The organism is Solimonas variicoloris DSM 15731 (assembly GCF_000382285.1).
In the GTDB taxonomy this organism is placed as follows: domain Bacteria; phylum Pseudomonadota; class Gammaproteobacteria; order Nevskiales; family Nevskiaceae; genus Solimonas; species Solimonas variicoloris.
Window position 1 is genome coordinate 18,257 of record NZ_KB907925.1, and the last position, 26,206, is coordinate 44,462.

Consider the following 26,206-nt stretch of genomic DNA (forward strand, 5'->3'; position numbering starts at 1 on the left):
CCCGGCCTTGAGGGGAAACACCCAGCGTCGCCGCGAACCTGCTAGCATCGGCGCCCCGATGTAGGTTTCAAGCAGGTTCGCGTCATGCGTCTCGTCACCGAAAACACCCGAATCCAGTCGATCCGTCCGGTCTCCACGCCGGCGCAGGTCCAGGCCGAACTGCCGGCGAGCGAGAACGCCGCGCAGACGACCTTCAACGCGCGCCGCGAGATCCAGGACGTGCTCTACGGCCGCGACGATCGCCTGCTGGTGATCGTCGGCCCGTGCTCGATCCACGACCCGAAGGCGGCGATCGAATACGCCGAGAAGCTCAAGACGCTGCGCGCGCAGCTCGACAAGCACCTGCTGATCCTGATGCGCGTCTATTTCGAGAAGCCGCGCACCACGGTCGGCTGGAAAGGCCTGATCAACGATCCGGACCTCAACGACGGCTTCGACATCAACAAGGGTCTGCGCATGGGCCGCGAGCTGCTGCTCAAGCTCAACGACATGGGCATCCCGGCCGGCGTCGAGTACCTCGACATCCTCACCCCGCAGTACCTGACCGACCTCGTCGCCTGGGGCGCGATCGGCGCGCGCACCACCGAGTCGCAGCTGCATCGCGAGCTGGCGTCGGCGCTGTCCTGCCCGGTCGGCTTCAAGAACGGCACCGAAGGCTCGGTGAAGGTCGCGGTCGACGCGGTGATGTCGGCCAAGCATCCGCACCGCTTCCTGTCGCTGACCCAGGAAGGCCACGTGGCGATCTTCGAGACCAAGGGCAACGAGGACTGCCACATCATCCTGCGCGGCGGCAGCGCCGGCACCAACTACGACGCCAAGAGCGTCGACGCGGCCTGCGCGGCGCTGACCAAGGCCGGCCTGCGCCCGCAGGTCATGATCGACTTCAGCCACGCCAACTCGAGCAAGCAGCACAAGCGCCAGATCGTCGTCGGCCATGACGTCGGCCACCAGATCGCCGGCGGCGACGAACGCATCATCGGCTGCATGATCGAGTCGCATCTCGTCGAGGGCCGCCAGGACATCGGCCCGAACATGTGCTACGGCCAGTCGATCACCGACGCCTGCATCCACTGGGACGATACCGCCGAGCTGCTGCGCCACCTCGCCACCTGCGTCGAACAGCGCCGCCTGCGCCAGGTGCGCACGGCCTGAAGCCTCGCAAGCGGATGTGAAAAAGCCGGGCACTGCCCGGCTTTTTCATTGCCCGCGAATCCGGTGGCGCTATTCGTCGCCGGCGGCACCGCCAGCCGCCGCTTCGCCGTACTCGCCGCAGTCGGCCGCGACCCAGCGGCTTTCCGCCTGCAGGTCGAGCCGGATCGGCGTGACGTCCTTGCCGATCCGCGTCTGCCCGTCGAAGCGGTAGCGCATGACGTAGTGGGTCGGCGCGTCGACCTTGATCTCGACCTGGCCCTTGCCGCTCTGCTCGGCGCTCTGGCACTGGTAGTCGTAGGCGAGCACGCGCGCATCGTCGCGGACCTTGCTCAGCGTGCAGTCCTTCGGCAGATCCTTGACGAAGTTGTTGGCGCTGCGCGCATCCTCCGGCGTCACGCAGTCATGCTCGGTGCTGCGCTCGCCGTTGAGCGTCTGCTCCGACTTCCACAGGCCCGGCTTGACCACCGGTGCCGCCGTCGCCGCCAGCGGCAGCGCCAGCAGCAGTCCTCCCATTGTCTTGCGCAGCATCATCGACCTCCATCGGCTTGATCGCCGCGACCTTAAGGGCAAGCGGCGGTCCAGGTCCGCCAGATGCTTCACAGTCGCCGGCGCAATGTGCGCCGGCGCAAAAAAGAAACCCGCCAGTCGGCGGGTTTCGCAGCAGCAGCGGCGCGGCGTCTTCAGTTGAGCGCGCTCGCCGGCACCACCGGCAGCACCACGCTCGACGGATGCTCGGCGTCGCTGTAGACGGTCAGCGCGCCAACCAGCGATTGCAGCAGCGTCGGGATCGGCGGCACGCCCTGTGGCAGGTCGCTGGCGCCGACGGCGACGCGCAGCTTGTGGCCCTTGGCGATCAGCGCACTGGTCGCGAAGATCTCGACCGGCACCAGCACCACGTTGCCGGCGCCGACTGCCTGCACCGAGTCCTGCGTGTACGGATGCCAGGGCTGGATCATCTGCCCGTCGAGCGTGCGCGAACGGCTGGCGTCGACGGCGCGCAGCGAGGCGGTCTGGATGCCGTTGCTCAGCGACTTGGCGATGCCGTTCTCGTCGACGTCGTCAACGCGCACCGACAGGCCGGCGTCGAGCGCGCTCGTCGACATCCAGATGTCGGCCTGGATCGGGCCGTTGAGGTAGTAGTCCTCCGCCATCGGCGGCGTCTCGTACTTCACCGACAGCGTCTCGGCGGTATTGCTGTTCTCGAAGCACGGCAGCGGCAGGTAGCCGAGGATGCCGGCGGTCCATTGCGAGGCGCTGATCGAGCACAGGCCTTCGATCGGCAGCTGCAGGACAGTGTTGGACGCTTCGTCGGCGGCCGGCGCTTCTTCGCTGAGGCTCTTGTCGGCGCGCAGGTAGAGGCGCTGCGCGCGCGCGTCCGGATGCGGCCAGTCGCTCGCCGTCGCGTAGTGTCCGTAGCCTTTGACGTACTGGGTGACGTTCGGCTGGCGATCGGCGCCGACCTTCATGCCCTTCACGTACTGGTCGAACCATTGCAGCTGGATGTGATTGAGCGGCGGCACGCCGTCGGCCGGCAGGCCGGCGCCGAACGCCGCCTCGAGGTGCGTCCACGGCCCGATCAGCAGCTTGGCCGGCGCGTGCCGCTTGATGCGTTCGTAGCTGATCGGCTCACTGCGCTGGAACAGGTCGTGCAGGCCGCCGACGACGAAGGTCGGCACGCGGATCTCGCCGTCGGCTTCGAGCGGCGAACGCACCGCCCAGAAGTCGCCGTCGTAGGCCGTCTCCGGCGCGCCGGCCAGCGCGCGCAGGATGGTCGGCACCTGGAAATTGGCGACGGCGCTGAGCAGATGTTCGAGCGTCGCCGGAATGCCGGTCGCCGGATCGGTGATGAGCGTCGGATTGGTCAGGCCGAGCACCGAGACCAGGCCGAGCCAGATCGGGATGAAAGTCGGATTGACCTGGCCGCCGGTGAAGACGATGTCGCGGTAGCCGTCGCCGATCGGCACGATCGGGAACGCCGCCTTGACCGCGGGATGCCCCTGCGCGGCGGTGATGATCGCGGTGATGCCGAGATACGAGACGCCGTAGACGCCGATGCGGCCGTCGCTGAACGACTGCTTCGTCACCCAGTCGACGACTTCGGCGTAGTCGGCCTGCTCCTCCGCGCCGAACGCCTCCCACTCGCCCTGCGACTGGCCGGTGCCGCGCACGTCGACGACGACCGTCGCGTAGCCGCGCTCGACGATGTACGGATCGGCGCCGCCGATGGCGCTGACGACGCTGCCGGCGGCGCCGTTGTAGCTGGTCTGCACCAGCACCACCGGCAGCGGCTCGGTGACGGCGTTGCCGTCGGCATCGGCCGGCAGCGTCACGTAGGTGGCGAGCTTCACGCCGTCGCGCATCGTGATGTACTGCAGCGGCAGGGTCTTGGTGCCCGGATAGAGCGGCGCCGGATCGTAGTCGCTCCACACCGCCCTGGCGTTGGCGGTGATCGGCGCCGCCGCCGCGGCCGGCTCGGCGCGCGTGCCGAGCGTGGTCCACCTGGCGCTGCCGCCCTGCGCCGGCGGCGAGCTGCTGCCGCAGGCGGCGAGCAGCGTCAGCAGCGCGGCGGCGGCGACCATCCGGGCCGGCTTCGCGCGGCGCGCGAACGAGACTTCCCTGTCCATCGTTTCTCCCCCTCTTCTTCGGGCTGGCGCGCCTGCGTGCGAAGACGCGGCGCTTTGGGCGCGACTGTAGCGCCGGCACGAGCGCGCGGCCTTGGCTGCAAGCGCGATCGCCGCCGGCGCGACGGCCAGCGCCGGCGCCACGAAAAAGGCCGGCGGCCGTCGCCGCCGGCCCGAAGCGCGGCCGCAATCGCCGGAGGACGCCTAGAAGTGCTCGCCCTTGAACAGGTTGGCGAACACCACCTGCTCCAGCGTCGGCTTGGCGCCTTCCTTGCGACCCTTGGCGGCGTCCGACGACGGGAACAGATGGAAGCCCTTGTTGAGGATGTAGTCGTTGAGCTTCGGCCACAGCGCGTACGAAACCGCGGCGGCGGTGCCGAGCGGCGTGGCGATCGACTTCGGCCGGCTGAGCAGCGCCTTCATCACCGTGTCGCCGGCCTTCTCCGGCGACCACGCCGGCACGTAGTCGTAGAGCTTGGTCGGCGCGATCATCGGCGTGCGCACCAGCGGCATGTAGATCGCCGTGACCTCGATGTTCTTGTGCTTGACCTCGGCCGACAGGCAGCGCGAGAACGCGTCGAGCGCGGCCTTGGAGGCGACGTAGGCCGAGAAGCGCGCGGCGTTGGCGAGCACGCCGATCGAGCTGATGTTGATGATGTGGCCGCTCTTGTGCTTCGCCATCGACGGCAGGAAGTTCATGATCATGCGCACGGCGCCGAAGTAGTTCAGCTGCATGGTGCGCTCGAAGTCGTGGAAGCGGTCGAACGACTCGAACACCGAGCGGCGGATCGAGCGGCCGGCGTTGTTGATCAGGATGTCGACATGGCCGAAGTCGCGCAGGATCGCCTGCGAGCACTCGTCGATCGCGTTGAGGTCGTTGAGGTCGCAGGGATAGACATGCGCCTCGCCGCCGGCGAGTTCGATGATCTGCTGCAGTTCTTCGAGCTTCTCGCGCTTGCGCGAGACCAGCACGACCTTGGCGCCGGCCGCGGCGAGCTTCTTCGACACGACCAGGCCGATGCCGCGCGAGGCTCCGGTGACGACGGCGACCTTGCCGGTCAGCTTCTGCACCGCGCCGCGCGGCACGCGGGTCTCGACGTCGAGGAACTTCTCCCAGTACTGCCACAGCTTGTCGGCGTAGTCGCGGATGTCCGGGCACTGCACGCCGGTGCCCTTGAGCGCCGCGCGCGTGTTGCGATCGTCGAACACCGTGCGGTTGCCGACGTAGGCGACCACCGACAGCGGCACGCCGATCGCCTTGGAGACCCGCTTCTCGACGGCCGGCCCCCAGCTGCTGCCGGCGACGCGGCCCTTGACCTGCCCGGCCAGCTCGCGCACCGCCGGCGGCAGCGCCGGCAGTTCGAGGCGGCGCGCGAACTCCGGTCCGTGCGCGACTTCGAGCAGGGTCTGCAGCAGGTCGCCGACGCTCGGCGACTTCGACTGGATCAGGCAGAAGCACTGGCCGTCGCGGCCCTTCTCGTGCGCGATGGTGACGATCGCTTTGGCGACGTAGTCGACCGGCACGATCGGCACCTTGCCGCCCTCGATGCCGAGCAGCGGCAGCCACTTCGGCACCGCGTAGCTGAGCTTCTGGATGGTCTTGAAGAAGTAGTAGGGGCCGTCGATCTTGTCCATCTCGCCGCTTTCCGACGAGCCGACGACGACGCCCGGCCGGTAGATGCGGAACGGAACCTTGCTTTCCTCGCGGACGATCTTCTCGGACTGGAACTTCGAGCGGTAGTACGGGTGCTCGAGCTTCTGGCCCTCGTCGAACATGTCCTCGGTGAAACGGCCGTTGTAGCCGTTGCCGGCGACGGCGACGCTCGAAACGTGGTGCAGATGCACGTCGCCGCCGAGGCCGTTGGCGAACTCGACGAGATGGCGCGTGCCCTCGATGTTGATGCGGTCGGCCTGCGCGTCGCTCATCGCCATGTCATAGACGGCGGCGAGATGGAAGACGTGCGCGACATGGCCCTTGAGCTTCTTGCGCTCGGCCTCGTCGATCAGACCGGGCTCGGTGACATCGCCGTGCACCGCGACCAGCCGCTCGCCCGCCTCGCCGAAGCGCGCCTGCAGCGCCTCGAACTTGTCCTGCGAGCCGGGCCGCACCAGCACGTAGACCTTCGCCTCGGCACGCTGCAGCAGCTCGCCGACCAGAAATTTGCCGATGAAACCCGTCGCACCAGTCACGAAATAGTTCATTCGTGTTCCCCTGTTTGTCGTTGTCTTGGGTGCCGCGCATCTTAGCGAACCGCCGCCGCGACGGCGCTCGCCGGCGCACGCCTCGCCGCTGCGGCGCCGGCCAAGCGGCCGCCGCAGCGCCGCCGGCAGGCGAGGTTACCGCGAAACCGCCGTGGCGATGAACGGCGACGAGGTCTTGACCGGCGTCAACCGGCACCCGCGTGACGATCCCGACAATAGCGCCGCCCGCGCGGCCGTCACGGACCAAGGGGCGCGCGGCAACGCTCCCGACCGCATCGGGAACGCCGCGCGGCCGCAGGCCCGCACTCGCCGCTCCGGCTGGTCAGGCCGCGACGCTTTCGCAATGGAGATCTGCATGTCCCCCTCTTCCGCAGTGTCCGTCTCAGCGCGCTGGCCACGGTCGTGCTCGGCACGCCGGCGGCGTTCGCATCCGGCTACAACTTCGGCACGCAGAGCGTCACCGCGCAGAGCACCGCCAACGCCAACGGCGCCGAAGCCAACGACGCCTCGGTGATCTACGGCAATCCGGCCGGCATGTCGCGCCTGGCCGGCACGCAGTTCTCGCTGATCGCCAACGTCGTGCTGCCGCAACTCGAGTTCAAGGAACGCGGCACGACCAGCAACGGCCTCGGCCTGCCGGTCGACAGCGACAACGGCGGCGATCCGGTGAAGACCACCTTCGTGCCGCACTTCTATCTGACGCACCGGCTCAGCCCGCGTGTCGTCGCCGGTCTCGGCCTCTACGTGCCGTTCGGCGCCAAGGTCGAGTACGACAACGGTTTCGCCGGCCGCTACTACGCGACCAAGACCGCGGTCGAGATGCTCAACATCAACCCGTCGCTGTCGTTCAAGTTCGACGAGCACCAGAGCTTCGGCATCGGCCTGGTCGCGCAGTACGCCAAGGGCGCGCTGGCCCGCCAGGTCAGCGCCGCGCAGACGATGTACGGCATCGGCACCGAGCTGGGCCTGCCGGCCGGCACCGTGCAGGCGCTCGCGGTCGGCGCGCTCGGCGTCGAGGACCTGCGCTTTCACATCCAGGGCGATTCCTGGGGCATGGGCTACAACCTCGGCTACTTCTACGAGCTGAACCCGCACACCCGCTTCGGCCTCGCCTACCGCTCGGAGATCAAGCAGAAGCTCGCCGGCGACGCGATGCTGCAGAACAGCGCACCGCTGGCCACCTACATCGCCAGCGGCCCGCTGGCGCCGTACGCCGACGCCATCTTCGCCAACTTCCCGACCACCGCGCACGGCCACCTCAACGTGACGACGCCGCAATCGGTGTCGCTGAACGCCTGCCACGAGCTCAGCGCGCGTCTGGCGCTGATGGGCGACGTCACCTGGACCGGCCACAGCAGCCTGCAGCACCTGACGATCGAGGCCCGGCCAATCACCACGACCTACATCAAGACCGACTGGGACGATACCTGGAAGGCCTCGGTCGGCGCCTCGTACGCGATGACGGCGGCGTGGAAGCTGCGCGGCGGCTACATGTACGACCAGTCGCCGGTGACGGACCGCACCGAGGTGCTGCCGACGCTGCCCGACAACGACCGCCAGTGGCTGTCGCTCGGCACGACCTGGCAGATGTCGAATCGCAGCTCGATCGACATGGCCTACAGCTACGTGTTCATCCAGAACCAGCGCATCGACCGCCGCTACGACGACGAAGGCCATCCGAACAGCACCGCGGCCGGCGAGACCGAGACCCAGGGCCACGTCGCCGGCAGCTTCAAGTCGCATCTGCAGATCATCGGCCTGCAGTGGAACTACGCGTTCTGAGCGCCCGCCCTACGTGGCGCAGCACCCGGCGCCGGACGGCTCACCGCCCGGCGCTTTGCTTTGGCGCGCCCGGACGGCGGCGGGCCGGACTCAGGGCCTGAGCAGCTCGGCCTCGACGACCCAGCCGGAGGCGTTCGGCGCATCGACCAGCCACCACGAGCCGCGGGCGTTGAGCACGCGCGACTTGAGGCGCACCAGCGTGCCGGCCGGCAGATGGTCGCCGGCCTCCGCGTTCGGCAGCGGCGTCAGGCGCAGCGCGGTCGGCGCCTTCAGCGCCACCGCGTCGCCGGCCTTGAGCGCCGCCGACACGCCCGGCGGCAGCAGGCCTTCCGGCTTCAGCGGCGCCGAGATGTTCTTGGGCGCCGCCGGTTGCGGCGCCTCGCTCGCGCAGCCGGCGAACGCCATGACGACCGCGATCGTCGCGGCGCGGACTGCGATGGTTTTCTGATGCATCACTCCCCCTCGGCTGTGCCGGCCCTGAAGGCCGGCGCGCCTTTATAAGGTGCCGGCCGGCGGCGGACAATCGCCGCCGTCCCGCGCAGCTTGCCGCGGCGCACGAAAGCATGGTGGCGGCACCGCGGCAGCGGCCGCCGGCGGGCGACCAGCGGCGCCGGCGCTCACCTGCGCTCGCGGAAATCGTCCATCGAGTGATAGACGCCGAACACGCGATCGGCGAACCAGTCGAACAGGCGCAGCGGCAGCAGACCCTTGAGCGCGTTCGACAGGTACACGGTCCACGGCAGGATCAGGCGGCCGCGGCCGCGCTTCATCGCCCGCCAGACGCGATCGACGACGTACTGCGGCGTCATCACCGGCGTCATCAGCATCGGCTTGGCACCGTCGAACATGCCGGTCGCGATATAGGTCGGGCATACCGTCAGCACCTTGAGATGCGCATGCCCGGCCTGCGCCAGTTCCAGGCGCAGCGAATCGCTCCAGCCGGTGCACGACCACTTCGACGCGCAGTAGACGCTCATGCGCGGATTCGAGACCAGGCTCGCCGCCGAGGAGATGTTGACGATGCAGCGCTCGCGCGAGCGGTCGGCGATCATCGCCGGCAGGAACTCGCGGGCGATGTACATCGGCGCCAGCGCGTTGATCGCCATCGTCATCTCGATGTCCTTCTGCGAATCGTGCTCCCAGAAGTACTTGCCGCGGATGATGCCGGCGTTGTTGATGATGATGTCCGGCGTGCCCAGCGTTTCGCGCAGCTCGGCGGCGGCGGCGGCGATGGCCGCGCGCTGTGCGACGTCGACGACCTGGGCGACGACGCGCAGGCCCTGCTCGCGCAGTTCGGCGGCGGTCCGGTCGAGCTCGGCGGCGTTGATGTCCCAGAGCGCGACCGCGCTCGCACGCTCGCGCGCCGCGAGCTGCGCGTACAGCTTGCCCATGCCCATCGCCGCGCCCGTGATGAGCAGCGTCTTGCCTGCGACCGTATCCATGTCCTGACCTCCCGTTGTCGGCCGGCGAGTCTAGGAACGGGCCGCCGCCGCCGGCCAGCGCCGCTCAGACGTCGAGCGCGAAGCGTTCGGCCAATCGCCGGCGCAGCGTCGCCAGCGCGGTGCCGGCGTCGTCGGCGCCGTAGGGGCGCGGCGGCAGGCGGCCCCAGACCGGGGCCGGCCAGGCCGGATCGCTCTGCCGGCGCACGATATGGTGCACGTGCAGCTGCGGCACCATGTTGCCGAGCGCGGCGACGTTGAGCTTGTCGCCGCCGTACAGCGCCATCAGCTCGCGGCCGAGCGCACTGGATTCGCGCAGCAGCTGCAACTGGTCGGCCTCATCGAGCTCGTGGATTTCGCGGATCGCGGCCCGGCGCGGCACCAGAATCAGCCACGGATACTGGGCGTCGTTCATCAGCAGCACGCGCGACAGCGGCCAGTCGCCGACGCGCAGCGTGTCGGCGGCGAGACGATCGTGCAGTTCGAAACGGTCGGATACGGGGGACATGGCGGCTCTCGGTGCGGTGCCATACTGCCAGCGCGCGTGGCAATGCGTATATAGAATTGTCATGCCGTGCGGCGCCACGATCGGGCACCACACGAACCGGCGGTAGACAACAAGGGGATAGCATCGCATGGAGCGCAGCGCACTCGTCGCCGGAGCGTCGGGGCTGGTGGGGCATCGCGTGGTCGATCGGCTGCTGCGCGATCCGGCCTATACGCGCGTCGTCGTGCTCGCACGGCGGCCGCTCGGCCTCGAGCATCCGCAGCTGACGACGATCCTCACCGACTTCGGCGAACTCGCCACGCTCGGTGCGGCGCTCGCCGTCGACGACGTGTTCTGCTGCCTCGGCACGACGCTGCGTGCGGCGGGTTCGAAGGACGCGTTCGCCGACGTCGACTACCGCATGGTCGTCGATCTGGCGCGCGCCACGCACGCTGCCGGCGCCCAGCAGTTCATCGTGATTTCCGCGGTCGGCGCCAGCGAGCACGCGCTCGCCTACTACTCGCGCGTCAAGGGCCGCATGGAGGCGGCGGTACGCGCGATCGGCTTCGAAGCCGTGCACATCGTGCGGCCGTCGCTGCTGCTCGGCGAGCGCCGCGAATTCCGGCGTGGCGAAGCCTACGCGCAGCGCTTCGCGCCGCTGCTGGCGAAGCTCGCCGCCGGACCGCTGCAGCGCTACCGACCGGTGCCGGCCGACGAGGTCGCCGAGGCGATGCTGCGGCTGGCGCTGCGCGGCGAGCGCGGCGCGCACGTCCACCATCTGCCGCTGCCCGACGACAACGACGCCGACTGAATCCCCGCGCGCCGCCTTGATCGTCCGCGCGCGGCGCGCCACAGTGCCATGACCATGAACATCACCCGAGGCCGCCCGTGAGCGCCGCGCCCGAAGCCGCCGCGCATTCCGACGAATTGCTGCTGACGCTGTTCATCATGTTCGCCGCGGCCAAGCTGCTGGCCGAGGTGTTCGAACGCCTGCGCCAGCCCTCGGTGGTCGGCGAGATCCTCGCCGGCGTGCTGATCGGCCCGAGCGTGCTCGGCTGGGTCGAGCCCGGCCTGCTCACCCAGACACTGTCGGAACTCGGCGTGATCTTCCTGCTGTTCTCGGTCGGTCTCGAGACCAAACCGAGTTCGATCGCCCAGGTCGGCCGCACCGCCGGTGTCGTCGCCGTGCTCGGCGTCGCCGTGCCCTTCGTCGCCGGCTGGGGCTATATGTCGGCAACCGGACACAGCGATATCGAGTCGCTGTTCCTCGGCGCGGCGATGGTCGCGACCAGCGTCGGCATCACCGCCCGCGTGCTGTCCGGCATGGGTCTGCTGCACCTGATTTCGAGCCGCGTGATTCTCGGCGCCGCGGTGATCGACGACATTCTCGGCCTGCTGGTGCTGGCGGTGGTGGCGAGCATGGCCGGCGGCAGCATCAATTACACCGAGATCGGCCTGACCGCGGCGCTGTCGATCGGCTTCGTGGTGCTGGTCGCCGCGGTCGGCTCGCGCGTGATGACGCGCCTGACGCCGACCCTCGTCTCGATGCGCATCGGCCACTCGCTGCTGGCCGGCGCGATCGTGCTGTGCTTCGGCCTCGCCGCGGTCGCCGCCGAGATCGGCATCGCCGCGATCATCGGCGCCTTCCTCGCCGGCATGGCGCTGGCCGAGGCGACCGAGGGCTCGCACGATGTCCACCAGCAGGTGCGCGGCATCACCGAGTTCTTCACGCCGTTCTTTCTCGTCGCGATCGGCATGCAGCTCAAGCTCGACGTGCTCGCCAGCCCCGAAACCCTGCTCGGCGCGGTGATCGTCACGCTGCTGGCGGTCGTCACCAAGTTCTTCGGCTGCGGCCTCGGCGCGATCCATCTCGGCTGGCATCGCGCCGCGCAGATCGGCGTCGGCATGGCGCCGCGCGGCGAGGTCGGCATCGTCGTCGCGCAGATCGGCCTCGGCCTCGGCGTGATCTCCGATCACGTATTCGCGATCGTGCTGTTCATGGCGGTGGCGACGACGATGATCGCGCCGCCGCTGCTGGTGCCGCTGTTCCGCGCCGATCGCGCGGCGGACGCGGAACCCTAGAACCCGGCGCGCCGGCTCATTCGCCTTCGAGCTGCTTGCGCAGCCTGGCGAGCTGGGCGCGCGCGTCGGCTTCGAGCCGCGGGTAACGCAGGTCGAGCTGGCGCAGGCGGGCGACGATGAGCGCCGCCACCGTCGCGCGCATATACGCCTTGTCGTCGGCCGGGATCGCGTACCACGGCGCCCAGGACTTCGAGGTCGCGTTGAGCAGGTCCTCGTAGGCGGCCTGGTAGTCGTTCCAGCGCGCGCGGTTGGCGAGATCGTCGGCCTCGAACTTCCAGTTCTTGTCGGGCTCGTCGAGGCGGGCCAGCAGGCGCTTGCGCTGCTCGGCGCGCGACACGTGCAGGAAGAACTTGAGGATCACTGTGCCGTTGCGCGCCAGGTGCCGCTCGAAGTCGGAAATCGATTCGTAGCGCTCGCGCCACAGCTTGGCCTCGTCCTTCGGCCGCCACGGCAGGCGCTGCGCGTCGAGGTTGTCCGGATGCACGCGCACCGTCAGCACTTCCTCGTACCAGCTGCGGTTGAAGACGCCGATGCGGCCGCGCTCCGGCAGCTGGCGGATGCAGCGCCACAGGAAATCGTGATCGAGCTCCTCGGCGCTCGGCCGCTTGAACGAGGACACCTGGCAGCCGGCCGGATTGACGCCGGTCAGCACCGCGCGGATCGTGCTGTCCTTGCCGGCCGCGTCCATCGCCTGGAAGACCAGCAGCACGGCGTGGCGGTTGTCGGCGTAGAGCCTCCGCTGCAGCTCGTCGAGCGCCTCGACCTCGACCGCGAGCCGGGCCTTGGCCAGATCCTTGTCGGCATCCTTCGGCGGCGCAGTGCCGGCCTTGCCGACGCGAAAGCCGCCGTCGAACGGCACCAGATAGGGGCTGGCGACGAAGTCGGTGTGCTCGGACATCGCCTCAGCCGTTCGGCCCCGGCACCACGTAGAAGAAGATCGCGAAATACTGCAGCACGCTGCCGGCGAGCACGAACAGGTGCCAGATCGCATGGTGGTAGCGCAGGCGTTCCCAGACGTAGAACACCACGCCGCCGCTGTAGGCGAGGCCGCCGGCCAGCGTCAGCAGCAGGCCGCCGGTCGCCAGACGTTCGAGGATCGGCTGAATGGCGACGACCGCGCACCAGCCCATCGCCAGATAGATGACCAGCGACAGCTTCTCGTAGCGGCCGGTCGCGAAGATCTTGAACACCACGCCGATCGCGGCCAGCCCCCAGGTCAGCGCGAACAGGCTCCAGCCCCAGGTGCCGTGCAGCGTCACCAGCGTGAACGGCGTGTAGGTGCCGGCGATCAGAAAGTAGATCATCGAGTGGTCGATGACGCGCAGTACCTTCTTGGCGCCCGGCAGCGGGATCGAGTGGTACAGCGTCGAGGCCGTGTACATCAGCACCAGCGTCGCGCCGAATACCGCGGAGGCGATGACGTGCCACTCGTTGCCGTACAGGGCCGCGCGTGCGACCAGCGCGGTCAGGCCGACGATCGCCAGCAGCACGCCGACGCCGTGCGTCACCGCGTGCGCGATCTCCTCGCCGAGCGAGTACAGCGAATCGGGAATTTCGAGCGGACCGATGTGATGCCCATGCAGCGCCGGCTCGTGCAGGTCGTGCAGATTCTTTTCGGTACGGGTCGCCATGCGCAACGCGGAAAGCTCAAGCGGATCGGGGCTTGAGCTTACACGCCTGCGGCCGGCCGGCAAGGGCCGGCGCAGGCGAACGGCGCTACAGGCGCTCGACGCGCAGCGTCGCGCCGTCGGCGGCGACGACGCGGACCTGGGCGCCGGCCGGCATGTCGCCCGCCCCGCTGATGCGCCACTGCGAATCGTCGACGCGCAGCGTGCCGATGCCGTTCACCAGCGGCTCGCTGAGCGTGAACTGGCGACCGACGTAGGACTGGCCGCGGCGGTTCAGCGTCGGCTGATCGGCCGCCGGCGCATCCGGCCGCCAGCGCCGCCAGGCAAGCACGGCGGCGATCGCCAGCACGCCGAAGATGATGAACTCGGCCTTCCAGCCGAGCGCCGGCACGATCAGCGCGAGCAGGCCGACGACGGCGGCCGACACGCCCATCCACAGGAAGACGGCGCCGGGCAGCACCGCTTCCAGGGTCAGGAACACCAGGCCGGCGACCCACCAGTGCCACCAGACGATGCCGTCGAGCGCCATGGCCGCTCCTTACTTGCCGCCCGCCGCTTTCTTGGCGAGCTCGGCGATGCCGCCGATCGCGCCGATCACGCTCGAAGCTTCGAGCGGCATCAGCACCAGCTTCTCGTTCGGGCTGGTGGCGATGCGCGCCAGTGCGTCGACGTATTTCTGCGCAACAAAGTAGTTGATCGCCTGCACGTCGCCCTTGGCGATCGCCTCGCTGACCATCGCCGTCGCCTTGGCCTCGGCCTCGGCCGAACGCTCGCGGCCTTCGGCGTCGCGGAACGCCGCTTCCTTGCGGCCTTCGGCCTCCAGGATCTGTTCCTGCTTCTGCGCCTCGGCGGCGAGAATCTGCGCCTGGCGCTCGCCCTCGGCCTTGAGGATCGCCGCCTGGCGGAAGCCTTCGGCGTCGAGGATGTTGGCGCGCTTCTCGCGCTCGGCCTTCATCTGCCGCGCCATCGCCTCGACCAGCGTCGGCGGCGGACGGATGTCCTTGATCTCGATGCGCGTGACCTTGATGCCCCACGGCGTGGTCGCGCTGTCGACCACCGACAGCAGCTTGGTGTTGATGTGATCGCGCTGGCTGAGCAGTTCGTCGAGATCCATCGAGCCCATGACCGTGCGCAGATTGGTCATCGTCAGCTGCATGATCGCGAATTCGAGGCTCTGCACCTCATACGCGGCCTTCGGCGCGTCGAGCACCTGGAAGAACACCACGCCGTCGACGCCGACCATGGCGTTGTCCTTGGTGATGACCTCCTGCGAGGGCACATCGAGCACCTGCTCCATCATCGACAGCTTTTTACCGATGCTGTCGACGTACGGAATCATCCAGTGCAGGCCGGGCTCGAAGGTCGCGCGGTACTTGCCGAAGCGCTCGATCGTGTACTCGCGGCCCTGCGGCACGGTGACGACGCCCTTCCACAGCGTCACCAGCGCGAAGACGACGAAGATGATCGGAATCAGTTCCATGCCAGCCCTACCCGGTGAGCGCCGTCGAGTGACGGCAGGCCGATTCTAGCAACCGCACGCGCCGCATTCGTGACGGTGCCGTCAGACGGCCCCGGCACGCGCGCTGCCGGTGCGCGCCTCAGGCGGCTTCGGCGGCCGCCATCTGCTTGATGCGCTCGACCATCGCGTAGAAGCCGTTGCGGCGGTTCATCGAGATATTGCTCTCCAGGCCGAGGCGCTCGAAGGCATTGCCGATGTCGAGCGCGAGGATCTGCTGCGGCGTCTTGCCGGAGGTCAGCATGAACAGCACGGCGATCAGACCCTTGACGATGTGCGCGTCGGAATCGCCGCGGAATTCCAGGGTCTTCGGCGGCCCCGGCCGGACCTCGTGCGTCAGCCACACCTGCGACATGCAGCCGCGCACCTTGTTGGCGTCGACGTGCGCGCCGTCCGGCATCGGCGGCAGCTTGCGGCCGAGCTCGATGAGGTAGCGGTAGCGCTCCTCCCAGTCGCCGAGCATTTCGAAGGTTTCGGCCAGTTCATCGACATTCATGGCACTGCGCGTCCGGATTTCGTGTTCGTTCGTACAAGCGCATATGGTAGCGGCGAACGCCCGGCGTCCGCCGTGGTCCATGCCGGACCGTTCTCGTCCCTCACCGGAGCCACCGCATGCTGATCCGCATCCTGCCGCCGCACGCGCTGCGCGAATCCGACGTCACGCCGGAAGCGCTGTACCTCAGCCGCCGCCGCGTGCTCAGCGGCCTCGGCGCCGCGGCGCTGGCGCTGCCGGGTCTGGCCGCGGCGAAAGCCGCGGCGCCGGCGCTGGCGGCGCTGAACGTCGCCGCCCGTCGCGACCAGGCCGGCGGCGAGAAAGTGACCGACTTCGAGACCGTCAGCACCTACAACAACTACTACGAGTTCGGCAGCGACAAGGACGATCCCGCGCGCAACGCCGGCTCGCTGAAGACACGGCCGTGGACCGTCGTCGTCGACGGCGAATGCGAGGCGCCGGGCCGCGCCGACATCGACGCCCTGATCGCCGGCCGCCTCGAGGAACGCATCTACCGGCATCGCTGCGTCGAAGCCTGGAGCATCGTCGTGCCCTGGGTCGGCCTGCCGCTCGGCGACTTCCTCAAGCGCTACAAGCCGACCTCGAAGGCCAGGTACGTCGCCTTCGAGACCCTGTACGACCCGAAGCAGATGCCGGACACGCGCTACGGCGTGCTCGACTGGCCGTACGTCGAGGGCCTGCGCCTCGACGAGGCCATGCACCCGCTGACGATGCTCACCGTCGGCATGTACGGGCGCGTGCTGCCGAACCAGAACGGCGCGCCGCTGCGCCTGACGGTGCCGTGGAAGTACGGCTTCAAGAGCATCAAGTCGATCGTGCGCATCCGCTTCGTCGAGAAACAGCCGCCGACCACCTGGAACCGCATGGCGGCGAACGAGTACGGCTTCTATTCGAACGTCAATCCGCACGTCGACCATCCGCGCTGGAGCCAGGCCAAGGAACGCCGCCTCGGCGAGCTTTTCAAGCGCGACACCCTGATGTTCAACGGTTATCCGGAAGTCGCCTCGCTCTATGCCGGCATGGACCTGAAGCAGAACTACTGATGCCGGCGCCGAGTGCGAAAGCGCGGCTCTGGCTGTTGCGCCTCGCCGCCTGGACGCTGGGCCTCGCGCCGCTGCTGTGGCTGGCCGTCCGCGTGCTGCAGTCGCGGCTCGGCGCCAACCCGGTCGAGTTCCTCGAACACTACGCCGGCGACTGGTCGCTGCGCCTGCTGCTGGCGACGCTGGCGATGACGCCGCTGCGTCGCGCGACCGGCTGGTCCGAGCCGGTCCGCGTGCGGCGCGTGCTCGGCCTGTGGGCGTTCTTCTGGATCTGCCTGCATTTCGCGATCTACCTGACCTTCGATCTCGAAGGCTCGCCGGCGGCGCTCGCCGACGATCTCGTCAAGCGCAGCTACATCACGATCGGCTTCGCGGCGTGGCTGCTGCTGCTGCCGCTCGCCATCACCTCGACGCAGGGCTGGCAGCGGCGCCTGAAACGGCGCTGGACGCAGCTGCACCGGCTGATCTACGCGGCGGCGCTGCTCGGCGTGCTGCACTACCTGTGGCTGGTCAAGGCCGACCGGCGCGAACCCTTGCTGTACCTGGCGCTGCTGCTGGTCCTGCTCGGCTGGCGCCTGCCGTGGCGCGGTATACTCCGCGGCCATCCGCCGCCCCGCCGCACTCCGTGACCGATCCCCTGCTCCGCGCCTCCGGCCGCCGCGCCGACGAGCTTCGCCCCGTTTCGATCGTCCGCGGCTACACCAAACACGCCGAGGGCTCGGTGCTCGTCAGCTTCGGCGACACGCGCGTGCTGTGCACCGCCAGCGTCGAGGAACGCGGTCCGGCGTGGAAGAAGGAAGGCGGCTGGGTCACCGCCGAATACGGCATGCTGCCGCGCGCCACGCACGACCGCAGCCGCCGCGAGGCCGCGCTGGGCAAGCAGTCCGGCCGCACGCAGGAAATCCAGCGCCTGATCGGCCGCTCGCTGCGCGCCTGCGTCGATCTCGACGCGCTCGGCCCGTACACGATCACCATCGACTGCGACGTGCTGCAGGCTGACGGGGGCACGCGCACCGCGGCGATCACCGGCGGCTACGTCGCGCTCGCCGACGCGATCGCGGCCGTGCGCAAGACCGGCAAGATCAAGAAGAACCCGCTGTTCGGCCAGATCGCCGCGGTCTCGGTCGGCATCCACGCCGGCAAGCCGGTGCTCGATCTCGACTACCGCGAGGATTCCGGCTGCGAGTGCGACATGAACGTCGTCATGAACGAGGCCGGCCAGTTCATCGAGGTGCAGGGCACCGCCGAGGGCCACGCCTTCCGCCGCGACGAGCTGAACCAGCTGCTCGATCTCGCCACCCAGGGCATCGCCCAGCTGATCGAGGCACAGCGCGCCGCGCTGCAGGGCTGATCGGGTGCAGATCCGGCCGTACCGCGACAGCGACGCCGATGCCGTCGTCGCGCTGTGGCAGGACTGCGGACTGACGCGCCCCTGGAACGACCCGCGCCGCGACATCGCCCGCAAGCAGGCGCTGCAGGCCGAAGGCTTCCTGGTCGCCATGCTCGACGAGGCGATCGTCGGCAGCGTGATGGCCGGATACGACGGCCACCGCGGCTGGGTCAACTACCTGGCCGTGCATCCGGCGCATCGCCACCGCGGCATCGGCCGCACGCTGATGGCCGCCGCCGAGACCTACGTCGCCAGTCTCGGCGCGCCGAAACTCAATCTGCAGGTGCGCGACGGCAACCTCGACGCCGTGCTGTTCTACGAACGCCTCGGCTATGCGCGCGACGCCGTGCTCAGCTACGGCAAGCGCCTGATCAGCGACGGGCCGCGTGCCTCGGCCGCCGAGCCGGACCGCGGCGAGCTGGTGCTGGCCTCGCGCAACGCCAAGAAGCTCGGCGAAATGCAGGCGCTGCTCGCGCCGCTCGGCTATCGCCTGCGCCTGGTGTCCGAGTTCAGCGACGTCGAACCCGAGGAATCGGCGCCGAGCTTCGTCGAGAATGCCCTGATCAAGGCCCGCCACGCCGCGCGCGTCTCGGGCCTGCCAGCGCTCGCCGACGATTCGGGCCTCGAAGTCGAAGCGCTGAACGGCGCGCCCGGCGTGCGCTCGGCGCGCTACGCCGGCATCGACGCGAGTCAGACCGAACGCGACCGCGCCAACAACGCCAGGCTGCTCGACGCGCTGCGCGAGGTGCCGGACGACCGGCGCGGCGCGCGCTTCGTCAGCGTGCTGGCGATGCTGCGGCACGCCGACGATCCGGTACCGCTGCTCGCGCAGGGCTTCTGGAACGGCCGCATCCTGCGTGCGCCGCAGGGCGCCAACGGCTTCGGCTACGACCCGCTGTTCTGGGTCGCCGAACGCGCCTGCAGCGCTGCCGAACTGCCGCCGGCGCTGAAGAACCGCCTCTCGCACCGCGCCCGCGCCAGCGCCGAGCTGCTGCGCCAGCTGCAGCGGTGAAGCCGGTGCGCGGCGACGTGGACAGCGCAGCCTTCGTCCCGGGCGCAAGCCCGGCGCCGCAGCGCGCCGCGGCCGGGCGAGCGCCGGGCCGGATGGCCGTTCAGGGCCGTCCGCGGATCGGCTGCCGATGAAGACCCGGACTGCCATCCCTGACGAGACCTCGGTGCCGGATCGAGCCCCGGCCCGGCCATCCTTGTCCGGGCGATCGCCGGGCCGGACTGCCATTCAAGGCCGTCCGGCTGATCCGGCGATCCCACTGTCCCTTTATCTGCATTTTCCGTGGTGCGTGCGCAAATGCCCGTACTGCGACTTCAACTCGCACGCGCTGCGCGGCGAGATTCCGGAAGACGCCTACGTCGACGCGCTGCTGCGCGATCTCGATTTCGAGCTGCGCGAGCTGCCGGACGCGCGGCCGCTGACGAGCATCTTCATGGGCGGCGGCACGCCGAGCCTGTTCTCGGACCGCGCGATCGGTCGCGTGCTCGACGGCGTGAACCGGCGCCTGCCGTTCGCGCCCGACATCGAGATCACGCTGGAAGCCAACCCCGGCACGGCCGAGGCAGCGCACTTCGCCGGCTACGTCGCCGCTGGCGTCAACCGCCTGTCGATCGGCGTGCAAAGCCTGAACGACGCGCACCTGAAGCGGCTCGGCCGCATTCATGATCGCGGCGAGGCGATCGCCGCCTACCAGCTCGCGCGCCGCGCCGGCTTTGCCAACGTCAATCTGGATCTGATGTACGCGCTGCCGCAGCAGACGCCGGACGAGGCCGCCGCCGATCTGCGCGCGGCGCTGGCGCTGGCCCCCGAACACCTCTCGTACTACCAGCTGACGCTGGAGCCGAACACCGAATTCGGCGCGCGGCCACCCGCAGTGCCCGACGACGAGCAGGCCTGGGACATGCAGCTGCAGGGCCAGGCCCTGCTCGCCGCGCACGGCTACGCGCAGTACGAGGTATCGGCCTACGCGCAGCCGGACCGGCGCGCGCGCCACAACCTGAACTACTGGCGCTTCGGCGACTACCTCGGCATCGGCTCCGGCGCGCACGGCAAGCGCAGCCTCGCGGACGACGCACCGACCGGCGACGGCCTGCAGGTCGAGCGCCGCGCCCGGCACAAGCATCCGCGTACCTACCTCGAACGCGCCGGCGACGATGGCGCTGTGCAGGAGCGGCGCCGCGTGACGGCAGCCGAACTGCCGCTCGAATTCCTGATGAACGCGCTGCGCCTCAACGATGGCTTCGCCATCGCCGACTATCGCGCGCGCACCGGCCTCGACTGGGCGGCGCTGGCGCCGGCCGCGACGGCGCGGGCACGCGGCCTGATCGAGGAACGCGACGGCCACGTGCGACCGACCGAGCTCGGCCACCGCCACCTCAACGGCCTGCTCGGACTCTTTCTCTGAAGCGTCCTGCGCGCATGACGCGCGCCTGGCGCTCTGCGACACTGAGCCGGCATCCACAGGCGCAAGCGTCGCCCGGAGCCACGCCATGCTCGAGGAAGTCGTCGTCACCTGTCCGGCCTGCTGGGAGGAAATCGCCCTGGCGATCGACCGGTCCGCCGGCGATGAGCAGGTCTACGCCGAGGATTGCCCGGTCTGCTGCCGGCCGATGACGGTGCGCGTGCAGGTCCGGGCCGACGGCGAAGGCTGTACAGTGAATGTGGAACCGGAAAGCGACTGAAGGAAGGCCGCAGCGATGGACGAAGTCAGCGAGATGAGCGTCGGCAACGCCGGCGCGACGATCCCGACGGTGCACTACGTCGGCTTCTGGGCGCGCGTGTTCGCGAGCCTGGTCGACTCGATCGTCGTGCTGTTCGCGCTGGTGCCGATGGCGCTGCTGCTCGGCCTGTTCGGCATCGGCATCAACGAGGAAGATCCGTACGCGCAGCTGACGGTGCAGCTGATGATCGGCGCCGTGGTGCTGGTGTTCTGGCTGACGCGCATGGCGACGCCCGGCAAGATGATCATCAACGCCGTCATCGTCGATGCCACCACCTTCGGCAAGCCGAGCTGGAAGCAGTACCTGGCGCGCTATCTCGGCTACTTCGTGTCGACGCTGCCGTTCTGCCTCGGCCTGCTGTGGGTCGCCTTCGACGCACGCAAGCAGGGCTGGCACGACAAGATCGCCGGTACCGTCGTCATCCGCCAGCCGCAGAACTGAAGCGCGGACTTGCGATCGCGGCGAGGCGACATTAAACTTCGCGCCCTTTCGAGCTTTTGCGTGAAGGTTTTCCCATGAGAGACGGCATCCACCCCGAGTATCGCCCGGTCGCGTTTAAGGACGGCGCCGCTGATCACGTGTTCATCATCGGTTCGACGGTGAAGACCCGGGAAACGATCACGATCGACGGCACCGAGTACCCGCTGGTCAACCTCGACACCTCCAGCCTGTCGCACCCGTTCTACACGGGCAAGCAGAAGGTCGTCGACACCGGCGGTCGCGTCGGCAAGTTCAAGGCGCGCTACGGCAAGAAGTAAGCCCAGCCGTCGGTCGCAGGACCCGAAGGCCGCGCGCAAGCGCGGCCTTTTTCGTTGCCCGGCCGCCCGGATTTGCTGCAGCGCCAACCCCGGCCGCGTCCTGCGGCCGTGTGCGCAAAGGCCCCCGCGCCGTGACAATGCGCGCCCTCTAATTTCGCGCATCCAGGCAGAAGGCACTGCGACGATCATGAACGCTTCCGACCCAACGCCGGCCAAGCTGCAGCAGGCCGCGCTCGACTACCACGAATTCCCGCGCCCCGGAAAACTCGGCATCGCGATCACCAAGCCGGTCGAAGGCCCCGGCGACCTGTCGCTGGCCTACAGCCCGGGCGTCGCCGAACCGGTGCGGGCGATCCAGCAGGACGCCGAAGCGGCCTACCGCTACACCGCCAAGGGCAATCTCGTCGCCGTGATCTCGAACGGCACCGCCGTGCTCGGCCTCGGCGACTGCGGCGCGCTGGCCGGCAAGCCGGTGATGGAAGGCAAGGCGGTGCTGTTCAAGAAGTTCGCCGACATCGACGTCTTCGATATCGAGGTCGATACCAAAGACCCGCAGGAATTCATCGACACCGTCGCCCGCATCAGCGGCACCTTCGGCGGCATCAATCTCGAGGACATCGCCGCGCCGGCCTGCTTCGAGATCGAGCGGGCGCTGGTCGAGCGCTGCGACATCCCGGTCTTCCACGACGACCAGCACGGCACCGCGATCGTGCTCTGCGCCGGCCTGCTCAACGCGCTGGAACTGCAGGGCAAGACGATCGAGACGGCGCGCATCGTCTGCCTCGGCGCCGGCGCCGCCGGCATCGCCTCGATGCGTCTCGCGCTCGAACTCGGGGCGCGGCGCGAGAACCTGCTGCTGGTCGACCGCAAGGGCGTGATCCACACCGGCCGCGACGACTACGCGACGCTGAATCCAGAGAAGCGCGAGTTCGCCGCCGAGCCCTCGGAGCGCCGCACGCTGCCCGGCGCGCTGGCCGGCGCCGACGTCTTCATCGGCCTGTCGGGCCCGGACCTGGTCCGCGACGAATGGCTGATGCTGATGAACGAACGGCCGATCGTCTTCGCGCTGTCGAACCCGGTGCCGGAAATCCGCCCGGAAGTGGCACTGAAAGTGCGTAAGGACCTGATCATGGCAACCGGACGCAGCGACTACCCCAATCAGGTCAACAACGTCCTGTGCTTCCCGTTCCTGTTCCGTGGCGCGCTCGACGTGCGCGCCCGGCACATCAACGGCGCCATGAAGGTCGCCGCGGTCCGCGCCCTGGCGGCCCTGGCCCGGCAAGCGGTGCCGGCGGAAGTGCTGGCCGCATATGGGTTAAAATCGCTGTCGTTCGGTCCGGAGTACATCATCCCCACGCCGCTCGACCCCCGCCTGCGCGATGTCGTGGCGCCGGCGGTTGCCCGCGCGGCTGTCGACAGTGGCGTCGCGCGGCTGTCGGCACTCCGCCCGGCTTAACTATCCCCAGTTCAAGAAGAGGTCATCATGAGCACGCCTAGCTTCAGCCTGGTCAACAACGCCAACGGGGAGAAGATCGACCTGCCCGCCGTCGGCGGCACTCTCGGCCCCGTCGGCCTCGACGTCGGCAAGGTCTATGACAAGGCTGGCGTTTTCACGTATGACCCGGGCTTTTCGTCGACCTGCTCGACGAAGTCGGCGATCACCTATATCGACGGCGACGCCGGCGTGCTCCTGTATCGCGGCTATCCGGTCGCCCAGCTCGCCGAGCACTGCTCGTTCATCGAGGTCGCGTACCTGATCCTCAACGGCGAACTGCCGAACGCCGCCGAGCTCGAAGCGTTCGACCAGAGCATCCGCAAGCACACGATGATCAACGAGTCGCTGAAGGGCTTCTTCAGCGGCTTCCGCTACGACGCGCACCCGATGGCGATGCTGACCGGCGTCGTCGGCTCGCTGTCGGCGTTCTACCACGACACGACCAACAACAAGGATCCGCGCCACCGCGAGATCTTCGCGCACCGCATGATCGCCAAGATCCCGACGATCGCCGCGGCCGCGTACAAGCGTCATGTCGGCCAGCCGTTCATGTACCCGCAGAACCATCTCGACTACTGCAGCAACCTGCTGCACATGATGTTCGCGGTGCCGGCCGAGCCGTACCACGTCAACCCGGTCGCCGCCAAGGCGCTCGACATCCTCTTCATCCTGCACGCCGACCACGAGCAGAACGCCTCGACCTCGACGGTGCGCATGGCCGGCAGCACCGGCACCAACCCGTACGCCGCGATCGCCGCCGGCATCGCCGCGCTGTGGGGTCCGTCGCACGGCGGCGCCAACGAAGCGGTGCTGAACATGCTCGACGAGATCGGCGACGTGAAGCACGTGCAGGGCTTCATGGACAAGGTCAAGGACAAGCAGTCGGGCGTGCGCCTGATGGGCTTCGGCCACCGCGTCTACAAGAACTTCGACCCGCGCGCGACGATCATCCGCGAGCAGTGCCACAAGGTGCTCAAGGCGCTGAACGTCAACGATCCGCAGCTCGAACTGGCGATGAAGCTCGAAGAGATCGCGCTGAACGACGACTACTTCAAGGCGCGCAAGCTGTACCCGAACGTCGACTTCTACTCGGGCATCATCTACAAGGCGCTCGGCATCCCGGTGAACATGTTCACGCCGATGTTCGCGATCGCCCGCACCGTCGGCTGGGTCGCGCACTGGGCCGAGATGATCTCCGACCCGGCGATGCGCATCGCCCGCCCGCGCCAGGTCTACACCGGCGCGCCGGAGCGCTCGGTTTCGCCGCTCGCGCAGCGCTGAAACCGCGTTCCCGGCCGTACGAAAAAGCCCTCCGCAAGGAGGGCTTTTTCGTGGGCGCTGCCGGACGCCGCGGTGGTGCGCGCCCGGTTCCGCCCGTCGCGGCGGAGCCGCTATGCTGCGCGCATGGCCAACGACCCCCGCGTCTTCTTCGCCGCCGAGCGCACGCTGCTGGCCTGGATCCGGACCGGGCTGACGATCGTCGCGCTCGGCTTCGTGGTCGAGCGCTTCGGCCTGTTCCTGCGCCTGCTCGCGCTCGAACTGCCGCAGGCGCGCGCCGACGCGGGCGGGCTGTCCGGTCCGCTCGGCGTCGTGCTGGTCGTGTTCGGCAGCCTGACGATCGCGCTCGGCGCCGTGCAGCATCGCCGCTACCTGCGCCATCTGCCGGCCGAGGACCGGCCGCCCGGCTATTCGAGCGCGGCGGCGACGGCGCTCGCGCTGCTGATCGCCGCGCTCGGCCTCGCGCTGGCCGTCTATCTCGCGCGCTGAGCGCTCAGAGGCGCTTGCCGAAGTCGTCGAAGGCGTCGCGGACCGTGCGCTTGGCGACGTTCAGCGCATCGCCGCCGAGCACGCCCTTGCGCAGCTTGCCCTCGGTATGCGTCGCATAGAGGATGTGACCGTCCGGGCCGCGCAGCTGGATGTCGACGGCGATCAGCGCCTGACCGGCGCGGCCGCGGAAGATCGGCGGAATCAGGCGGATGCCGCGGTTGCCGTAGTTGGCGTTGATCGTCACCACGATCGTCGGCGCCTTGGCCGGCGCCTTCACCCAGACCGCCTTCTTGCTGCGCACCAGCGTCACCAGCTGGGTCTGTGCCTCGGTCTTCAGCTCTTCGTTGTAGCGCTTGGCATCGTCGGTCTGCGAGGTCGAGCTGACCGTGATCGGCGTGAACACGTACTGCTTGGCCGTCACCGGCGCCTGCGGCGCGTTGGTGACGTTGTTGCGGATCGTCGTGCCGCAGGCGGCGAGCAGGCTCAGGCACAGCAACAGCAGGCAGCGGTGCAGCATGCGGGTTTCCTTGAACGAAGGCGGTGGCGCTAGTGTGCCGCGCCGGCGTCGGCGACGCTGTACGAAATCGGCGTGGCCAGCGCTTTCAGAAGAATTTGCGCGTCTTGAAGTACCAGTACAGCGAACCGCCGATGCCGGCCAGCAGCCCCAGTGCATAGAAGTAACCGTAGTGCCAGTGCAGCTCGGGCATGTACTCGAAGTTCATGCCGTAGATGCCGACGATCAGCGTCAGCGGAAAGAAGATCGCCGACAGCACGGTCAGCACGCGCATGATCTTGTTGGTGCGATGCGCGACCGACGCGAAGTGCAGCTGCACGGCGGCTTCGAGATCGCGCTCCTGGCCGCTCGCGTAGTTCAGCACGCGGGTGACGTGTTCGAGGACGTCGTGCACGCGCACCTCGAAAGACTTGCTCCAGTCGAACTGGCTGCCGCGCCGCCACGCGTCGAGCGCCTCGATCTGGCCCTCGGCGAGTGCCTCGAGCCGGCGCACCTGCTTGCGTGCCTCGAGCAGCTGTCGCCAGTCGGTCGTCGAGGTGTCGGGATCGAGCAGGTCGTCCTGCATCTCGGTCAGGGTCTGGGCCATCGGCTCCTTGATCGCGAGGAAGCGGTCGATCATGGTGTCGAGGATCAGGTGCGTCAGCAGCAAGGGCGCGGCCGGCGCCTTGAGCCGGCAGTCGAGCAGGCGCGTGCAGACGCTGTTGATGCTGACGCTGTCGCGCGCGCGAATCGTCACCAGCACGCGCTTGAAAATGAAGAAGGCCGTGGTGCGCGCTTCCAGCGGGAACGGATCCTGGCCGGGACCCAGGCCCTGGAACAGCAGCATGTCGTAGTCGGGCGTGCCGTCGAAGAACGACGGATGCAGCGCGTTGTGGCTGTCGTCGACATGCTGCGGATCGATCGCCGCACGCACGATCGGCTCGGCCCAGCAGGCCCAGTCCTGCGCTTCCTCGCGCACGAAGTCCGCCCACAGGAAGCCGGTCGCCGGCGGCGCCTCGTCGGCCTTCAGGCGGCGCGGCGCATGACCGTTCTCGAAGTGGTAGAGATCCATGGCGCCGCACCTTAGCAGGCCGACGGCGCCGCGCAAGC

At 68.8% G+C, this 26,206-nt stretch carries 28 protein-coding genes and 1 pseudogene; 16 read left to right on the forward strand and 13 right to left on the reverse strand.

Annotation, left to right across the window (positions count from 1 at the left end; genetic code table 11):
* Window positions 1-84: 84 nt before the first annotated feature.
* Window positions 85-1,152, forward strand: coding sequence for a 3-deoxy-7-phosphoheptulonate synthase (locus tag H149_RS0100110; RefSeq protein WP_020647682.1), 1,068 nt, complete (start codon window positions 85-87; stop codon window positions 1,150-1,152).
* Window positions 1,153-1,221: 69 nt separating this feature from the next.
* Here H149_RS0100110 and H149_RS0100115 read toward each other — a convergent pair whose 3' ends face one another.
* The 3 genes from H149_RS0100115 to H149_RS0100130 form a co-directional block, all read right to left on the reverse strand.
* On the reverse strand, window positions 1,222-1,680 hold the full coding sequence (locus H149_RS0100115; RefSeq protein ID WP_169518295.1) for a DUF3617 domain-containing protein: 459 nt from the start codon (window positions 1,678-1,680) through the stop codon (window positions 1,222-1,224).
* A 152-nt stretch (window positions 1,681-1,832) separates the two neighbouring features.
* Complete coding sequence (locus tag H149_RS0100120) at window positions 1,833-3,776, reverse strand: CocE/NonD family hydrolase (RefSeq protein WP_154654571.1); 1,944 nt, start codon at window positions 3,774-3,776, stop codon at window positions 1,833-1,835.
* Between the two features lie 201 nt (window positions 3,777-3,977).
* Window positions 3,978-5,975, reverse strand: a complete 1,998-nt coding sequence (locus H149_RS0100130; RefSeq protein ID WP_020647686.1) for an SDR family oxidoreductase — start codon at window positions 5,973-5,975, stop codon at window positions 3,978-3,980.
* 402 nt (window positions 5,976-6,377) lie between these two features.
* Here H149_RS0100130 and H149_RS0100135 point away from each other — a divergent pair, with 402 nt between their 5' ends.
* A complete protein-coding gene (locus H149_RS0100135; RefSeq protein WP_020647687.1) occupies window positions 6,378-7,757 on the forward strand; it encodes an OmpP1/FadL family transporter in 1,380 nt (459 codons plus the stop codon).
* 90 nt (window positions 7,758-7,847) lie between these two features.
* Here the strand turns inward: H149_RS0100135 and H149_RS0100140 are convergent, their stop codons facing one another.
* From H149_RS0100140 to H149_RS0100150, 3 genes are all read right to left on the reverse strand, one after another.
* Window positions 7,848-8,210, reverse strand: a complete 363-nt coding sequence (locus H149_RS0100140; protein WP_020647688.1) for a hypothetical protein — start codon at window positions 8,208-8,210, stop codon at window positions 7,848-7,850.
* 164 nt (window positions 8,211-8,374) lie between these two features.
* Window positions 8,375-9,199 carry an SDR family NAD(P)-dependent oxidoreductase gene (locus tag H149_RS0100145; RefSeq protein WP_020647689.1) on the reverse strand — a complete coding sequence of 275 codons (825 nt, stop codon included), beginning with the start codon at window positions 9,197-9,199 and terminating at the stop codon, window positions 8,375-8,377.
* Window positions 9,200-9,263: 64 nt separating this feature from the next.
* Window positions 9,264-9,704: an HIT domain-containing protein gene (locus tag H149_RS0100150; RefSeq protein WP_020647690.1), complete on the reverse strand. Its 441-nt coding sequence runs from the start codon at window positions 9,702-9,704 to the stop codon at window positions 9,264-9,266.
* A 127-nt stretch (window positions 9,705-9,831) separates the two neighbouring features.
* Here H149_RS0100150 and H149_RS0100155 point away from each other — a divergent pair, with 127 nt between their 5' ends.
* On the forward strand, window positions 9,832-10,494 hold the full coding sequence (locus H149_RS0100155) for an NAD(P)H-binding protein (RefSeq protein WP_020647691.1): 663 nt from the start codon (window positions 9,832-9,834) through the stop codon (window positions 10,492-10,494).
* Window positions 10,495-10,571: 77 nt separating this feature from the next.
* Window positions 10,572-11,765 carry a cation:proton antiporter gene (locus tag H149_RS0100160; protein ID WP_020647692.1) on the forward strand — a complete coding sequence of 398 codons (1,194 nt, stop codon included), beginning with the start codon at window positions 10,572-10,574 and terminating at the stop codon, window positions 11,763-11,765.
* A gap of 16 nt (window positions 11,766-11,781) precedes the next feature.
* Here the strand turns inward: H149_RS0100160 and H149_RS0100165 are convergent, their stop codons facing one another.
* The 5 genes from H149_RS0100165 to H149_RS0100185 all read right to left on the reverse strand — a co-directional run bounded on the left by H149_RS0100165 (window position 11,782) and on the right by H149_RS0100185 (window position 15,405).
* Entirely contained in the window at window positions 11,782-12,663 is an 882-nt protein-coding gene (locus H149_RS0100165; protein WP_020647693.1) for a PPK2 family polyphosphate kinase, read from the reverse strand.
* Between the two features lie 4 nt (window positions 12,664-12,667).
* The gene (trhA, locus tag H149_RS0100170) at window positions 12,668-13,396 is read right to left on the reverse strand and encodes a PAQR family membrane homeostasis protein TrhA (protein ID WP_020647694.1); all 729 of its coding nucleotides are present in this window, start codon (window positions 13,394-13,396) and stop codon (window positions 12,668-12,670) included.
* 85 nt (window positions 13,397-13,481) lie between these two features.
* Window positions 13,482-13,922 (reverse strand): NfeD family protein, encoded by a 441-nt coding sequence (locus H149_RS0100175; protein ID WP_020647695.1) that lies wholly within the window; start codon window positions 13,920-13,922, stop codon window positions 13,482-13,484.
* Window positions 13,923-13,931: 9 nt separating this feature from the next.
* Window positions 13,932-14,873: an SPFH domain-containing protein gene (locus tag H149_RS0100180; protein ID WP_020647696.1), complete on the reverse strand. Its 942-nt coding sequence runs from the start codon at window positions 14,871-14,873 to the stop codon at window positions 13,932-13,934.
* Window positions 14,874-14,991: 118 nt separating this feature from the next.
* Entirely contained in the window at window positions 14,992-15,405 is a 414-nt protein-coding gene (locus tag H149_RS0100185) for a SufE family protein (protein ID WP_020647697.1), read from the reverse strand.
* Window positions 15,406-15,524: 119 nt separating this feature from the next.
* On the opposite strand from H149_RS0100185, the gene msrP reads away from it, so the two are divergent.
* The 12 genes and pseudogenes from msrP (at window position 15,525) to H149_RS0100240 (ending at window position 24,603) form a co-directional block, all read left to right on the forward strand.
* Entirely contained in the window at window positions 15,525-16,466 is a 942-nt protein-coding gene (gene msrP, locus H149_RS0100190) for a protein-methionine-sulfoxide reductase catalytic subunit MsrP (RefSeq protein ID WP_436278839.1), read from the forward strand.
* Complete coding sequence (gene msrQ / locus H149_RS0100195; protein WP_020647699.1) at window positions 16,466-17,092, forward strand: protein-methionine-sulfoxide reductase heme-binding subunit MsrQ; 627 nt, start codon at window positions 16,466-16,468, stop codon at window positions 17,090-17,092. Before msrP ends, msrQ begins: the two co-directional genes overlap by 1 nt.
* An 8-nt stretch (window positions 17,093-17,100) precedes the next feature.
* Window positions 17,101-17,814, forward strand: a complete 714-nt coding sequence (gene rph / locus H149_RS0100200; RefSeq protein WP_039747653.1) for a ribonuclease PH — start codon at window positions 17,101-17,103, stop codon at window positions 17,812-17,814.
* Between the two features lie 4 nt (window positions 17,815-17,818).
* Window positions 17,819-18,172: pseudogene (locus H149_RS24280) on the forward strand (GNAT family acetyltransferase); the annotation flags it as partial.
* 138 nt (window positions 18,173-18,310) lie between these two features.
* Entirely contained in the window at window positions 18,311-18,865 is a 555-nt protein-coding gene (locus H149_RS24285; protein WP_051101767.1) for a non-canonical purine NTP pyrophosphatase, read from the forward strand.
* A gap of 163 nt (window positions 18,866-19,028) precedes the next feature.
* Window positions 19,029-20,267, forward strand: a complete 1,239-nt coding sequence (hemW, locus tag H149_RS0100210) for a radical SAM family heme chaperone HemW (RefSeq protein ID WP_154654598.1) — start codon at window positions 19,029-19,031, stop codon at window positions 20,265-20,267.
* An 85-nt stretch (window positions 20,268-20,352) separates the two neighbouring features.
* Entirely contained in the window at window positions 20,353-20,544 is a 192-nt protein-coding gene (locus H149_RS0100215; protein ID WP_020647703.1) for a CPXCG motif-containing cysteine-rich protein, read from the forward strand.
* A 15-nt stretch (window positions 20,545-20,559) separates the two neighbouring features.
* Entirely contained in the window at window positions 20,560-21,024 is a 465-nt protein-coding gene (locus H149_RS0100220) for an RDD family protein (RefSeq protein ID WP_020647704.1), read from the forward strand.
* A gap of 74 nt (window positions 21,025-21,098) precedes the next feature.
* Entirely contained in the window at window positions 21,099-21,341 is a 243-nt protein-coding gene (locus tag H149_RS0100225; RefSeq protein WP_026352712.1) for a type B 50S ribosomal protein L31, read from the forward strand.
* 187 nt (window positions 21,342-21,528) lie between these two features.
* The gene (locus H149_RS0100230; protein ID WP_020647706.1) at window positions 21,529-22,797 is read left to right on the forward strand and encodes a malic enzyme-like NAD(P)-binding protein; all 1,269 of its coding nucleotides are present in this window, start codon (window positions 21,529-21,531) and stop codon (window positions 22,795-22,797) included.
* 27 nt (window positions 22,798-22,824) lie between these two features.
* Complete coding sequence (locus tag H149_RS0100235; protein ID WP_020647707.1) at window positions 22,825-24,117, forward strand: citrate synthase; 1,293 nt, start codon at window positions 22,825-22,827, stop codon at window positions 24,115-24,117.
* 123 nt (window positions 24,118-24,240) lie between these two features.
* Window positions 24,241-24,603: a YidH family protein gene (locus tag H149_RS0100240; protein ID WP_020647708.1), complete on the forward strand. Its 363-nt coding sequence runs from the start codon at window positions 24,241-24,243 to the stop codon at window positions 24,601-24,603.
* Window positions 24,604-24,607: 4 nt separating this feature from the next.
* On the opposite strand, the gene H149_RS0100245 is transcribed toward H149_RS0100240, so the two are convergent.
* Both H149_RS0100245 and H149_RS0100250 read right to left on the reverse strand, forming a co-directional pair.
* Window positions 24,608-25,120, reverse strand: coding sequence for a hypothetical protein (locus H149_RS0100245; RefSeq protein ID WP_020647709.1), 513 nt, complete (start codon window positions 25,118-25,120; stop codon window positions 24,608-24,610).
* Between the two features lie 85 nt (window positions 25,121-25,205).
* The gene (locus H149_RS0100250) at window positions 25,206-26,168 is read right to left on the reverse strand and encodes a magnesium transporter CorA family protein (RefSeq protein ID WP_020647710.1); all 963 of its coding nucleotides are present in this window, start codon (window positions 26,166-26,168) and stop codon (window positions 25,206-25,208) included.
* Window positions 26,169-26,206: the final 38 nt, after the last annotated feature.

Excerpts from the sequence above, each read along its gene's own strand:
- H149_RS0100220 (WP_020647704.1), top strand. The coding sequence starts at position 20,560 with ATGGACGAAGTCAGCGAGATGAGCGTCGGCAACGCCGGCGCGACGATC.
- H149_RS0100230 (WP_020647706.1), top strand. The coding sequence starts at position 21,529 with ATGAACGCTTCCGACCCAACGCCGGCCAAGCTGCAGCAGGCCGCGCTC.
- H149_RS0100175 (WP_020647695.1), bottom strand. The coding sequence starts at position 13,922 with ATGGCGCTCGACGGCATCGTCTGGTGGCACTGGTGGGTCGCCGGCCTG.
- H149_RS0100185 (WP_020647697.1), bottom strand. The coding sequence starts at position 15,405 with ATGAATGTCGATGAACTGGCCGAAACCTTCGAAATGCTCGGCGACTGG.
- H149_RS0100225 (WP_026352712.1), top strand. The coding sequence starts at position 21,099 with ATGAGAGACGGCATCCACCCCGAGTATCGCCCGGTCGCGTTTAAGGAC.
- H149_RS0100250 (WP_020647710.1), bottom strand. The coding sequence starts at position 26,168 with ATGGATCTCTACCACTTCGAGAACGGTCATGCGCCGCGCCGCCTGAAG.
- H149_RS0100110 (WP_020647682.1), top strand. The coding sequence starts at position 85 with ATGCGTCTCGTCACCGAAAACACCCGAATCCAGTCGATCCGTCCGGTC.
- H149_RS24285 (WP_051101767.1), top strand. The coding sequence starts at position 18,311 with ATGCAGGCGCTGCTCGCGCCGCTCGGCTATCGCCTGCGCCTGGTGTCC.
- H149_RS0100140 (WP_020647688.1), bottom strand. The coding sequence starts at position 8,210 with ATGCATCAGAAAACCATCGCAGTCCGCGCCGCGACGATCGCGGTCGTC.
- H149_RS0100150 (WP_020647690.1), bottom strand. The coding sequence starts at position 9,704 with ATGTCCCCCGTATCCGACCGTTTCGAACTGCACGATCGTCTCGCCGCC.
- H149_RS0100245 (WP_020647709.1), bottom strand. The coding sequence starts at position 25,120 with ATGCTGCACCGCTGCCTGCTGTTGCTGTGCCTGAGCCTGCTCGCCGCC.
- H149_RS0100235 (WP_020647707.1), top strand. The coding sequence starts at position 22,825 with ATGAGCACGCCTAGCTTCAGCCTGGTCAACAACGCCAACGGGGAGAAG.
- H149_RS0100130 (WP_020647686.1), bottom strand. The coding sequence starts at position 5,975 with ATGAACTATTTCGTGACTGGTGCGACGGGTTTCATCGGCAAATTTCTG.
- H149_RS0100115 (WP_169518295.1), bottom strand. The coding sequence starts at position 1,680 with ATGCTGCGCAAGACAATGGGAGGACTGCTGCTGGCGCTGCCGCTGGCG.
- H149_RS0100155 (WP_020647691.1), top strand. The coding sequence starts at position 9,832 with ATGGAGCGCAGCGCACTCGTCGCCGGAGCGTCGGGGCTGGTGGGGCAT.
- H149_RS0100120 (WP_154654571.1), bottom strand. The coding sequence starts at position 3,776 with ATGGACAGGGAAGTCTCGTTCGCGCGCCGCGCGAAGCCGGCCCGGATG.
- H149_RS0100180 (WP_020647696.1), bottom strand. The coding sequence starts at position 14,873 with ATGGAACTGATTCCGATCATCTTCGTCGTCTTCGCGCTGGTGACGCTG.
- H149_RS0100145 (WP_020647689.1), bottom strand. The coding sequence starts at position 9,199 with ATGGATACGGTCGCAGGCAAGACGCTGCTCATCACGGGCGCGGCGATG.
- H149_RS0100240 (WP_020647708.1), top strand. The coding sequence starts at position 24,241 with ATGGCCAACGACCCCCGCGTCTTCTTCGCCGCCGAGCGCACGCTGCTG.
- msrQ (WP_020647699.1), top strand. The coding sequence starts at position 16,466 with ATGCCGGCGCCGAGTGCGAAAGCGCGGCTCTGGCTGTTGCGCCTCGCC.
- trhA (WP_020647694.1), bottom strand. The coding sequence starts at position 13,396 with ATGGCGACCCGTACCGAAAAGAATCTGCACGACCTGCACGAGCCGGCG.
- H149_RS0100215 (WP_020647703.1), top strand. The coding sequence starts at position 20,353 with ATGCTCGAGGAAGTCGTCGTCACCTGTCCGGCCTGCTGGGAGGAAATC.
- H149_RS0100165 (WP_020647693.1), bottom strand. The coding sequence starts at position 12,663 with ATGTCCGAGCACACCGACTTCGTCGCCAGCCCCTATCTGGTGCCGTTC.